10 protein-coding genes are annotated in these 11,837 nt (G+C 57.8%); 1 reads left to right on the top strand and 9 read right to left on the bottom strand.

Annotated features, from left to right (window positions below; translation table 11 throughout):
* Window positions 1-83 precede the first annotated feature (83 nt).
* The 9 genes from recC to rppH form a co-directional block, all read right to left on the bottom strand.
* Window positions 84-3,455 carry an exodeoxyribonuclease V subunit gamma gene (recC, locus tag IAE48_RS18155; protein WP_200135188.1) on the bottom strand — a complete coding sequence of 1,124 codons (3,372 nt, stop codon included), beginning with the start codon at window positions 3,453-3,455 and terminating at the stop codon, window positions 84-86.
* Between the two features lie 12 nt (window positions 3,456-3,467).
* Complete coding sequence (locus tag IAE48_RS18150; RefSeq protein ID WP_042713398.1) at window positions 3,468-3,791, bottom strand: prepilin-type N-terminal cleavage/methylation domain-containing protein; 324 nt, start codon at window positions 3,789-3,791, stop codon at window positions 3,468-3,470.
* Window positions 3,776-4,183, bottom strand: a complete 408-nt coding sequence (locus IAE48_RS18145) for a DUF2509 family protein (protein ID WP_200135187.1) — start codon at window positions 4,181-4,183, stop codon at window positions 3,776-3,778. The genes IAE48_RS18150 and IAE48_RS18145 overlap by 16 nt, the downstream gene beginning before the upstream one ends.
* Window positions 4,180-4,743, bottom strand: a complete 564-nt coding sequence (locus IAE48_RS18140; protein ID WP_200135186.1) for a prepilin peptidase-dependent protein — start codon at window positions 4,741-4,743, stop codon at window positions 4,180-4,182. The genes IAE48_RS18145 and IAE48_RS18140 overlap by 4 nt, the downstream gene beginning before the upstream one ends.
* Window positions 4,737-5,198, bottom strand: coding sequence for a prepilin peptidase-dependent protein (locus tag IAE48_RS18135; protein ID WP_094421924.1), 462 nt, complete (start codon window positions 5,196-5,198; stop codon window positions 4,737-4,739). Before IAE48_RS18135 ends, IAE48_RS18140 begins: the two co-directional genes overlap by 7 nt.
* 184 nt (window positions 5,199-5,382) lie before the next feature.
* Window positions 5,383-6,177 (bottom strand): thymidylate synthase, encoded by a 795-nt coding sequence (gene thyA / locus IAE48_RS18130; RefSeq protein WP_042713402.1) that lies wholly within the window; start codon window positions 6,175-6,177, stop codon window positions 5,383-5,385.
* Between the two features lie 6 nt (window positions 6,178-6,183).
* Window positions 6,184-7,059 (bottom strand): prolipoprotein diacylglyceryl transferase, encoded by an 876-nt coding sequence (gene lgt / locus IAE48_RS18125; protein ID WP_042713403.1) that lies wholly within the window; start codon window positions 7,057-7,059, stop codon window positions 6,184-6,186.
* A gap of 570 nt (window positions 7,060-7,629) precedes the next feature.
* Window positions 7,630-9,876 carry a phosphoenolpyruvate--protein phosphotransferase gene (ptsP, locus tag IAE48_RS18120; RefSeq protein WP_023481129.1) on the bottom strand — a complete coding sequence of 749 codons (2,247 nt, stop codon included), beginning with the start codon at window positions 9,874-9,876 and terminating at the stop codon, window positions 7,630-7,632.
* Window positions 9,877-9,888: 12 nt separating this feature from the next.
* Window positions 9,889-10,419, bottom strand: coding sequence for an RNA pyrophosphohydrolase (gene rppH, locus IAE48_RS18115; protein WP_034813806.1), 531 nt, complete (start codon window positions 10,417-10,419; stop codon window positions 9,889-9,891).
* 680 nt (window positions 10,420-11,099) lie between these two features.
* On the opposite strand from rppH, the gene mutH reads away from it, so the two are divergent.
* Window positions 11,100-11,792, top strand: a complete 693-nt coding sequence (gene mutH / locus IAE48_RS18110) for a DNA mismatch repair endonuclease MutH (protein ID WP_023481128.1) — start codon at window positions 11,100-11,102, stop codon at window positions 11,790-11,792.
* Window positions 11,793-11,837 lie beyond the last annotated feature (45 nt).

The following is an 11,837-nucleotide window of genomic DNA, read 5'->3' as shown; positions in this document are numbered from 1 at the left end:
ACAGCGTCAGCACGCGTGTTATATCAGTCCGTGACCGTCGCGCATAATAAGGGATGGCTCCCCTCTGCGCAATTTTTATACCGTCAGGCGGGCTGATTGTGTCGATAAAGCGGTAACAGGAAACGTTGCGCCTGCGCGGTAATCTCTGCGAAGTACTCCGGCTCGAGGGTTCGCCACAGACGCTGATACCAGACATCGGCACCTTCTCCGCTGACCACCATGTTGCCTTCATACGCCTGCAAAAATTTGCTCTGCGCTTTTTGCAACGTCTCGTCGTCCTTTACCATGGCATCATTTGCCGCGTCATAACAGGCTTTTATCCACGCGCCGCCGCTTTCCGGTAGCAGTAGCAAGGGTTTCGCCATCCCTTCGCGATAGCCTTCGATCATTAACGCCAGGTAGCGCAGCGCCTCTTCGGGCGGCAGCGGTGGGAAACGCCACTGACCATCTTTGCGCACAAAGAGACGGCTCTCTCCCGTTCCGCCACTGGCACAGTAGACAAGATGTTCCAGCCAAAGTTGCAGCCCCTGGGAGACCTTCAGCTGCGATGGACGCCAGCGCAGCAACCCGTCCGGCTGCACGTGGGCCAGCCATCCGGTCAGGTGAACACCCGCGCAGTGCAGGTCGATTTCGAGGCTGTCTGCCGGTTGGCGATGCTCAATAACGCGGCTGGCCAGCGCCTGCATCTCTTTGCACTGCGTCTCCCAGACAATCTCACCAAACGCCCCGTATGGCAGCACACCCGCAGCCCGATACCGTCGGAACAGTTTTTCCGCATCCTGATCTTCAACCAGCGCATTCAATAACTCGTTATTAAGCTGGTAGCGATCGAGGCCATCAAGAATAAAGGGCTCGGCGTCAGGTATATCGCTCTCTTCGGGGCGGAAGTTAACCCGCAGACGCATCTGGAAGAAGGCGCGCACCGGGTGCGCCCAGAAGCGCTGAAGCTGGTCAAAGGCCAGCGTCTCAAGCGTTGGCGTCTCCAGCGTCTGGATAAAAGGCAGATGCTCTTCGCCCTGCAGGCTGGCGGCGGGCAGCCAGTCGCGGGCATAGCTCTGCCACTCATCCACCGTATAGTTAGCCGGGTCGAACGGCATGCGGGTATGCAGATGGGTGATATGTGCCTTCACCCGCCGCTCGCTTTCGTCGCAGTTGAGCGCCTCATCTCCCGGCAAATGGTGGCTCTGGCTGATATAGTCCACCAGCTCCTGCACCAGCACAGACGGAAAACGCTCTTTGTTATCCTGGATCGAACGGCCTATATAGCTGATATAGAGCTGCTGCTGCGCGGAGATTAGCGCTTCCAGGAAGAGATAGCGGTCATCATCACGGCGGCTGCGATCGCCGCGCTGCGGTTTCTGGCTCATCAGATCAAAGCCGAGCGGAGGCAGCGTACGCGGATAGATGCCGTCGTTCATCCCCAGCAGGCAGACCACCTTGAAGGGGATCGAGCGCATCGGCATCAGCGTACAGATATTGACGGGGCCAGCGAGGAAGCGCTGGCTAATGCGTTCCTGATCGAGACGCTGAGCCAGTTCATCACGCAGCAGCGAGAGCGGGACCGCTTCGCCATAGCTCGCGCCAACGCCCTGGGCGATGATCGCCTGCCACTGCTGCTCAATCAGCGCCAGTGCGGCTTCGGTCTCCTGATCGGGCAGGAAGAAATCATTAAGCATCTCCCGGCAGACCGGTAGCCACTCCTCCAGCGGGCGCTCTTCGGCAAGCCCCCGGCGCCAGATATTGAGCTGCATCAGCAGCGAGGCCAGGTGACCGACCAGCTCCGCAATCAGCCCGCTCGACTCGTCATAGGGCAGAATTGACTGCCACTCGCCCCGGTGGCTCTCCATGGCGTAGCCGAGCAGCATACGCGTCAGGCCAAACTGCCAGGTGTGCTGCCCGGTAGGCGGCAGTTCGAGCTCGCGCACGTTGTCATCGTCCATCCCCCAGCGAATGCCGGACTCGTTTACCCACAGGCGCAGGTAGCGCAACCCCTCTTCGGTAATGTTGAAGCGGGCCGCCAGCACCGGCACATCCAGCAGGGCCAGCACATCTTCCGAGACGAAGCGGCTGTCCGGCAGGGATAAGAGGCTGATAAAGGCTTGCAGCGCGGGGTGAGCCTGACGCGCACGGCGGTCAGATACCGCATAGGGAATATAGCGCTCACCGCTGGCGCTGCCGAACACCGCCTGAATATAGGGGCTGTAGCTGTCGATATCTGCCACCATCACTACGATATCGCGCGGCGTCAGCTCCGGATCCTCCTCCAGCATCGCCAGCAGACGATCGTGCAGCACCTCCACTTCCCGCTGCGGGCTGTGGCAGATATGCACCGTAACGCTGCGATCTTCTGGATCGAGCGGGCGTTTCTTATCGCTGCGCGCGAACTCCTCTGCCGTAACGCCAGCTACCGCGCTGTTTTGCAGCTCAAGGATGTCGTATTTCAGGTTTTGTAGCAGCGAGCCCGGGGTGATGTCGACAAAGGCATCCAGCTCTTCATAGCGATCCATCCCCGCCAGCAGAAAGATGTTATCGCGCCCCAGCTTGCCCCAGGAGGCCAGCAGTGGGTTACCCACATCCTGCTCCCCTTCGCCATTGAACAGACCTTCCGCGCTTTGCGTATCGCGGAAAAGAGGAAACTGGCGGTCATCCCGGTGATGACGGCGGCGGCGCGTGACGAGCCGTGCGAGAAACGCCGGGTCTTTGATATCGCCCCAGTAGTAGCGACAGGGGTTAGTAAACAGCAGATGCACATCAATATGTTTGCCCAGCGCCTGCAGGGCTTGCAGGTAGACAGGCGGCAGCGCGGAGATGCCGCAGATAAAGACGCGGGCAGGCAGCCCGGCTGGCGGCTCTTTCGCCGATTCAAGCCGGGAGATAAAGCGCTGATAGAGGTTGGCGCGGTGCCAGTGGGGCTGGCCTAACTCGCGGGTATGTTCAACCAGCGCACGCCAGAGCGGTGCCTGCCAGCGCTGCGCGTCGTCCAGCCCGTCGACCCTTTCTCCCGCCTCCCAGCGCGTCAGCCACTCCGGGCGATAAACCAGGTACTGATCGTAAAGATCTGCCACGCGTGAGCAGAGCTGGAACAGTTTGCGCTTGTCATCATCATCGTGAAGATAGTGATGCAGCATGGCAAAATCTTCATGCTCCAGCAGCGCAGGCAGTAGCGACATCAGCTTCCAGCTCATACTCTGTTTGTTGAAGGCGCTCTCTTTGGGAATGTCCTCCAGGACGGTAACGAACATCTCCCAGATAAAGCTCGCGGGCAGTGGAAAGGTGATATTGGCAGCGATGCCAAATTTTTGCGCCAGGGTCATCTGCAGCCACTGCGCCATCCCGGTGCTTTGCACCATGATCACTTCCGGCGCAAAGGGATCGTCGAGCCTGTCATGCTCAACGATAAACTCCATCAGTGCTTCAAGCACATCCAGACGATTGGAGTGATAAACCCTTAACATACGTGCTCCTGGCTACTGACTATTTGGGCAAAAAAGTTGCGTCATTTTCCCCTGCCTGCCCAGCGGCGAGATAACGGTGACGTTGATGCTGACACATCCTTCTGTTGTTGTCTGCCCCCGTGAAACCTGCCAGCCCGAAGGGAGCGGCGTCGCGTGAGGTTGAGCTTGCTGCCATGCATAGCGCCAGAGCTGTCGCCACTGGCTGGCGGTGGAAAACCCGGCGGACAGCGCGCGATGATACCCGCCAAGGGCGGTGACCACCATCACCATTAGCACCATCGCCAGCAGGACTTCCGTCAGGCTGAAGCCCCGCTCCCGGTTCAGGGAAGTTGACATAATGCGTTCTCCGTAAGCGGGCAGAAATCGCTCCAGCCGTGGGGAGAGAAGCGAACCTGCTCACCCTCTACCCGCCCCAGCCGCCATAATGCCGCTTCTGCGCTGGCGGCGATCAGCAAAGCGGAGCCGTCGGCAAAAATACGCAGACAGCTTCGCACGCCCTCTGCATCAGGCTGCAGGCATTGCAGCGCAGGCTCTGCTGGCCATCGCCTGTGCCGCGCCGCCTCCATCGCCGATGAGACTTCTGCAGTGCGGCGTATCCCTTGCCCTTCACGATTGACCCGCCAGATATGGCTGGTTAGCTGCTGGCTAAGGCCGTTGAGCATCAGGCTACCCAGCAGCAGCAACAGAAGCACCAGCGCCAGGGAGGATACGCCGCGCTGCCGATTCACAGGTTATACCCGGTGACGGTTAGCTCGCCGCTCACCATTTTCTCAGCAGCGCCCGGCAGGCTGGCGGCAAGCTGGATCGTGAGCTGCGGCGACAAACCTGCCGTCTGCCGTTGGGTTACGCTAAAGCGCTCGACGTGCATCTGCGCCGGATCGGTGACTTTCTCCCACCCTCGCCCGGTGCAGGAGGTCGCACCGCGTAGCGTTTCCAGCGCGCCGTTTTGCAGGCGAAAGGCCGTTTGTTCCGCCTCATGATTGGGTGCGCTCTCCCAGCGACCATTGCTGTTGGCATCCCACTGCGCAATGACGCACTCCCCTTTGGCGCTGATAAAAAGCGGCTGACCATTACAGCTACCGTTGCAGTAACCCGCGCGCTGCAGGTGTTTAGCGACCGCCCGCAGCCTCTGCCAGAGGTCGTCCTCAATAGTCTGCAGCCGGGTGTGCTGCATAAGGGCAATCTGTAGACCCGGCAGAAAGCGGGCGGAGGCAAGCAGCAGCACGCTACCGATGGCCATTGCCAACAGCGTCTCCAGTAAGGAAAAACCACGCTGAGCGTTTAACATGCACTACCCTCTCCAGGCTGACACATTCTGATCCTTCCCCATGCAGAGACCACCACCCGCCACTCACCGGCGCTACTGCGCAGGCGGATGTGCCCCGGCCAGGCGGTATTGCGTAAACCATAAAAGCCGAGCGACGGCGTAACATCAGCCAGTGCAACGTCCGGCCAGGCCGGGCGCATCATTAACGCCTGCTGCGCTGAGCACCGCGCCGCCGGTGCGTTAAGCAAGCACCACTGCTCGCCCTCCCGCACGCTGTAAACAACCTGCGACTGGTTATGCCAGTTGGCCTCCTCCCGCAAGCGCTCAAGGAAATGGCGCGCCTGCAGGGCGGTTTGCCACAGCCGCTGCTGCGCTTGCCAGCTCTGCCAGCCGGAAATCCCCGCTGCGCTGAGAATGACAATCAGCGCCACAGCAACGAGGGTTTCAATCAGTGTAAAGCCATCTTCTTTTTTCATGGCGGCAGTCTGTCGCCGGGAGAAAAATTCGTCGAGGAGCAAAAGGCAGGTTTACGAGGCGTTACGCAAGGAAAAAAGAGGATTGCAGTGGGTTACATAAAGCCTGGAAGCTGTGCCGAAAAAGCGATTTGCAGGCAAAAAAAACCGGCACGTTAGCGCGCCGGTTGTGTCAGGCTGAGCGAGGTCAGATAGCAACCGGCGCTTTGATCGCAGGGTGCGGATCGTAGCCTTCGATTTCGAAGTCTTCGAAGCGGTAATCAAACAGCGAAGCGGGTTTACGTTTGATAACCAGTTTCGGCAACGCGCGCGGCTCGCGGCTCAGTTGCAGGTGCGTCTGCTCAAGGTGGTTGCTGTAGAGGTGCGTATCGCCACCGGTCCAGACAAAGTCACCCGGCTCAAGATCACACTGCTGCGCCATCATATGCACCAGCAACGCGTAGCTGGCGATATTGAACGGCAGGCCGAGGAAGACGTCGCACGAACGCTGGTAGAGCTGGCAAGAGAGCTTGCCGTCTGCCACATAGAACTGGAAAAAAGCGTGGCACGGGGCCAGTGCCATTTTATCCAGTTCGCCAACGTTCCACGCCGAAACGATAATGCGGCGCGAGTCCGGATCGTTTTTCAGCTGCTCAATGACCGTTGAAATCTGATCGATATGGCGGCCGTCCGGCGTCGGCCAGGCGCGCCACTGTTTGCCATAGACCGGGCCCAGATCGCCATTTTCATCGGCCCATTCGTCCCAGATAGAGACCTTGTTCTCACGCAGGTAGGCAATATTGGTATCGCCCTGCAGGAACCACAGCAGCTCATGAATAATTGAACGCAAATGGCAGCGCTTGGTGGTCACCAGCGGGAAGCCGTCCTGCAGATTAAAACGCATCTGATGGCCAAAAATAGACAGCGTGCCTGTCCCGGTGCGGTCATTTTTCGGGGTGCCTTCGTTAAGCACCTTTTGCATCAACTCTAAATACTGTTTCATGGTTCCTCAGGAAACGTGTTGCGGCGAACGATGGCGGTACGCCCAGATCATCATGATGGCGCCTGCAATAATCATCGGAATGGAGAGGATCTGCCCCATGCTGATGTACTGCACCCACTCGCCGGTAAACTGGGCATCGGGCTGGCGGAAAAACTCAACGATGATACGGAACGCGCCGTAGCCAATCAGGAACAGGCCGGAGACCGCGCCGGTCGGGCGAGGTTTACGGATAAAGAGGTTAAGAATGATAAACAGCACCACGCCTTCCAGTGCCAATTCATAGAGCTGGGACATATGGCGCGGCAGAACGCCGTAGGTATCAAAAATCGATTGCCACTCCGGATGAGAAGGCAGCAGTGCCATATCTTCCGCACGCGAGCCAGGGAACAGCATGGTGTATTTGAAGGAGGGATCGACACGGCCCCAGAGCTCGCCGTTAATAAAGTTACCCAGGCGACCGGCACCGAGGCCAAACGGGATCAGCGGCGCGATAAAGTCGGCGACCTGGAAGAAGCTGCGTTTGGTGCGTTTAGCAAAGATGATCATCACCACGATCACGCCGATTAAGCCGCCGTGGAAGGACATGCCGCCGTCCCATACGCGGAAGAGATAGAGCGGATCGTCGAGGAAGAGCGGGAAATTGTAGAACAGCACGTAGCCGAGACGGCCACCGAGGAACACGCCGAGGAAGCCTGCGTAGAGCAGGTTTTCAACTTCGTTTTTGGTCCAGCCGCTGTTCGGGCGGTTAGCCCGGCGGGTTGCCAGCCACATAGCGAAAACAAAACCGACCAGATACATCAAACCGTACCAGTGCAGGGATACGGGTCCGATGGAGAAAATCACCGGATCAAAATCCGGAAAATGCAGATAGCCACTGTTCATCTGTCACCACAACTTGTTGTTATTCCGCCGAAAGTGGACAGCGGTACACCGACGCGGTCGCGCCTGGCGGCCGCTCCAAAGCTGCGAATCATAGCATAAGGCACACCAGGCAGGTTGCCGCTATGTTGTAAAAGTTATGTATAAACGAAACGGCTGCAGGCGGAGGTTCTACGCAGAGCCCTTGCCGGATGGCGCTGCGCTTATCCGGCCTACGAAAGGCTAAGCCCGGTGCATAACCTCTGCCGGATGGCGCTTGCGCTTATCCGGCCTACAAAAAGCTAAGCCCGGTGCATAACCTCTGCCGGATGGCGCTGCGCTTATCCGGCCTACGAAAGGCAAAGCCCGGTGCGCAACCTCTGCCGGATGGCGCTGCGCTTATCCGGCCTACGAAAGGCAAAGCGCGGTGCACGGCCTCTACCGGATGGCGCTGCGCTTATCCGGCCTACAAAATAATGCTTATGCGGCCACCGAAGAAGGTCTGCCCTGGTAGGCCTGATAAGGCGAAGCCGCCATCAGGCATATTGCCCACAGAGCCGAAAGGCCGGCTATGTGGGAATAATAAACCGTCGCTTAAATTCCGCCGCGGATCAGCCCGCCGAGGCCGCGCCGCTCCATAAAGGCGGCAATCTGATGGCGCACTTCGGTTGTCAGCTGGGACTCCAGCGCACGCTGTGCCAGCGCCTGAACCTCTTCGCAATCAATGCGGCGCAGCAAATATTTGATACGCGCCACCGAGCGACCATTCATGGAAAGATGCCGGTAGCCCATGCCAATCAGCAGCGCGACGCACATTGGATCGCCGGCCATTTCTCCGCATAAACAGAGATCGATCCCCAGCCGTTCAGCTTCGCCTGAAATCATCGCCAGGGCGCGCAGCACCGCCGGGTGCAGGCTGTCGTACATATTCGCTACGCGAGTATTGTTACGATCGACAGCAAGAATGTATTGGGTTAAGTCATTGGTGCCGACAGAGATAAAATCGACGCGGTTAACCAGGTGCGACAGCATAAACACCATCGAGGGCACTTCCAGCATCACGCCGATGCGCGGTTTCGGAATGGCATAACCGATCATCTCTTCCACTTCTCGCCCGGCACGCTCAATCAGCCTGCGCGCCTCATCCACCTCATCAATGCTGGTGATCATCGGCAGCAGGATGCTGAGGTTGCCAGTCGCGGCGTTTGCCCGCAGCATTGCGCGCACCTGGATCAGAAAGATCTCCGGCTGATCGAGGGTAATACGAATGCCGCGCCAGCCAAGGCAGGGGTTCTCTTCGCTTATCGGCATATAGGGCAGCTGCTTGTCGGCGCCGACATCCAGCGTACGCAGCGTCACAGGCTTGTCGTTGAACATCTGCAACATGCCCTGGTATTGCGCCACCTGCTCCTCTTCGGAGGGGAAACCGCTCTGCAACATAAAGGGAATTTCGGTGCGGTAGAGCCCAATGCCGTCGATTCGCTTGCCCAGCTTCTCTTCGTGGGCAGGGCTTAACCCGGCGTTGAGCATCACTTTAACCCGCTCGCCGCTGCTTAAGCGGGCTTCGAGGTTAACGTCATCTTCGGCAAGACGGCTTAACTCATTCTCTTCCGTGATGAGACGCTGGTACTCCTGCAGCAGTACCGGTTCAGGATCGACCAGCAGCTCACCACGATAACCATCGACGATCAGCGTCCGCCGATGAAGGGCTGAAGGCTGAATATCAGCGCCCATAACCGTAGGAATGCCCAGCGCGCGCACCATAATCGCGGCATGGGAGTTGGAGGCACCATCGCGTACCACCACGCCCGCCAGCCTGTCATGGGGCAACTCGGCAAGCGTCGTTGCAGAGAGTTCGTCTGCCACCAGCACGAAGCGTTCCGGCCAGCTATTCGGCCCCTGAATATTATCATCGAGATGGAACAGCAGGCGCTGGCCGAGGGCGCGCAGATCGCCCGCGCGCTCTTTCAGATAGCCATCACTAAGGGCGGCAAACTGCGCGGCAAAGCTCTCAATAACGGTTTTTACCGCCCACTCGGCGACCACACCGCGGTCGACCTCTTCAAACAGCTCGCGGCGAAGACGCGCATCGGAGAGCAAGTGCGAATAGAGATCAAAGATCGCCGCCGTCTCTTTTTGCGCGCCCGCGGAGAAACGTTTGCTGTAGCGACGAAACTCATTCGCCGCCTCTTCCAGCGCGGTGGTTAACCTCTCCCGCTCAAGGGAGGTATCCAGCGTTGAAGCCGGGTAAACCTGCTCCATCAACGGCAGCGTCTGATCCATCCACCCTTCGGCAATCGCCACGCCGGACGAGGCAGGCAGCGCACGAATACGGGTCTGACGATACTGGCCAAACAGGGCGGTTAGCTGAGACTGGGAAAGAATACCCGCCATCTGGGTGGCGAGGGTAACAAGGAAGGACTCTTCGCTCTCGTCGTACTGGCGAATTTCGCGCTGCTGCACCACCAGCACGCCAAGCAGCTGGCGGCGCTGAATAATTGGCACCCCAAGAAAAGCGCGAAAACGCTCCTCTTTCACCGAGGGGATAAATTTAAAGCTGGGGTGCTTTTGCGCGTCGGCAAGGTTGATAGGCTCCGCCAGCCTGCCTACCAGGCCGACGATACCTTGATCGAATGCGAGCGTAACAGTGCGGCCGCGCGGCTTTTTCAAACCGCGCGTCGCCATTAGATAGAAACAGCGCCTGTCGTGATCTGCGAGATAGACCGAACATACTTCGGTTTCCATCGCCAGACAAACGTCGGTAACCAGTATCTCCAGCGCTTCGTTAAGACGTGGCGCGCTGGCAACTTTCTCAACAATCTCTCGCAGTCGGGTGAGCATAATGTGGGTGGCTTAACCTCGTTTCCGTCGCCAGGCAGGCGCGCTTTGCGGCTTGACAGGGGTCTCCTGAAGCGCCAGCACAGCGGCTGCAAACTCTTTCATCACCCGCCGGTAGACGTCGCGTTTAAACGACACGACCTGGCGAACAGGATACCAGTAGCTCACCCAACGCCAGCCATCAAACTCGGGTGTACTGCTGGTTTGCATATTGATATCGCTGTCGTTGCTCATCAACTGCAAAAGAAACCATTTCTGTTTCTGGCCGATGCAAACCGGCTTTGTGTCCCAACGCACCAAACGTTTCGGTAACTTGTAACGCAACCAGTTACGGGTAGAAGCAAGGATACGAACATCTTTACGACTTAAGCCCACTTCCTCGAACAGCTCCCGGTACATGGCCTGCTCCGGAGATTCTCCAGGATTGATTCCCCCCTGGGGAAACTGCCATGAGTGCTGTCCGAAGCGTTTGGCCCACATGACCTGACCCTGTCGATTACAGATTACGATTCCCACATTTGGGCGGTAGCCATCGTCATCAATCACCGGACTACCTCAAAATAAACCTGAATAAAGCGATTGTTTCACACTCCCGGAAAACGGTAAACCACTCTATGACAGGGAGATAAACGAATAACAATTGAATAACTCACAGTTATCATCACACTTATAAACAGACCCGCATCACGCCGAGGGGTTTTATTCACCTTTTCTGTGGATAGAGTTGTGAAGAAGTATGGAATTACCCAGGGAAAACCCAGAGTAGTCTGAATAACGGCTTAAGATGCGCAAAAAATTACTCTCCGTAATTCATTGGTTTAGTGCATCGAAAACCCCTTTCCGCTGCCGTTTTGTGACGATCGTCACGCTTAGGATCCTGGCGTTGATGAAAGATCGAGCAGAGCCGAATTTATCCACAGATTATGCCACTAAGTTAGGCACATTTTGTGCAAAAATTCGATTTTGCTCCCGCGTCAAGGCTGTAAATGGAAACAGTAGTCGTGGTTATTCCCACTTATCCCACTTTTCTGTGGATAACAGGGTGTAAGATCCTGTTCATTGTCAGTGACCAGATTTGGAAAACCTCGCGGCCTGTTGCGCAACACGCAAAGCGCTCTGCTAAATTAGCTTATAAATCATTGCATTGCTCTTTTTTCCCTGAACACGATAAACTTCTGCCGTGCGGTGGAAAACTGCTGTCTATTTTTTAACCAAAAGGTCTTAGCATGTGTGTAATCGCCCCCCTCACCTCTCCGCCAGAAACCGAAGCGCAGCTGCTGGCGCAGGCGCAGCGGCTGGCAGGCTATACGTTAGGCGAGCTGGCTGAACTGGCCGGAATGCCGACGCCACGCGATCTGAAGCGCGACAAAGGGTGGATCGGCGTGCTGCTGGAGCGCTGGCTGGGAGCGAGCGCAGGCAGTAAGCCGGAGCAGGATTTTGCGGCGCTGGGCGTGGAGCTGAAAACCATCCCGATAGATCCGCTGGGCGGTCCGCTGGAGACCACCTTTGTCTGCGTGGCACCGCTGACCGGCAACACAGGCGTGGTGTGGGAAACCAGCCATGTCCGCCATAAGCTCAAGCGCGTCCTGTGGGTACCTGTCGAAGGATCGCGCACCATTCCCCTTGCTGAGCGTCGGGTAGGATCGCCCCTGCTCTGGAGCCCGGACGCCGATGAGGAGCAGCAGTTGCGCCAGGACTGGGAAGAATTAATGGATCTGATTGTGCTCGGCCAGGTCACGCGCATTACCGCCCGTCATGGTGAAGTGCTGCAACTGCGCCCGAAAGCGGCCAACAGTAAAGCGTTAACCGAAGCCATCGGCGAGCACGGCGAGCCGATTCTGACCCTGCCGCGCGGTTTTTATCTGAAAAAGAACTTTACCCGTGCGCTGCTTGCGCGCCATTTCGCGTTATCGACCTAGTCTGTTTTAGCCACTAAACCACCGCGTTTCGCTGCGCAACAACGC

It is taken from the genome of Kosakonia sp. S57, assembly GCF_016516575.1.
In the GTDB taxonomy this organism is placed as follows: Bacteria; Pseudomonadota; Gammaproteobacteria; order Enterobacterales; family Enterobacteriaceae; genus Kosakonia; species Kosakonia cowanii.
Note: the sequence above shows the minus strand (reverse complement) of the source record. Positions and strands in the feature narration are given on the sequence as shown.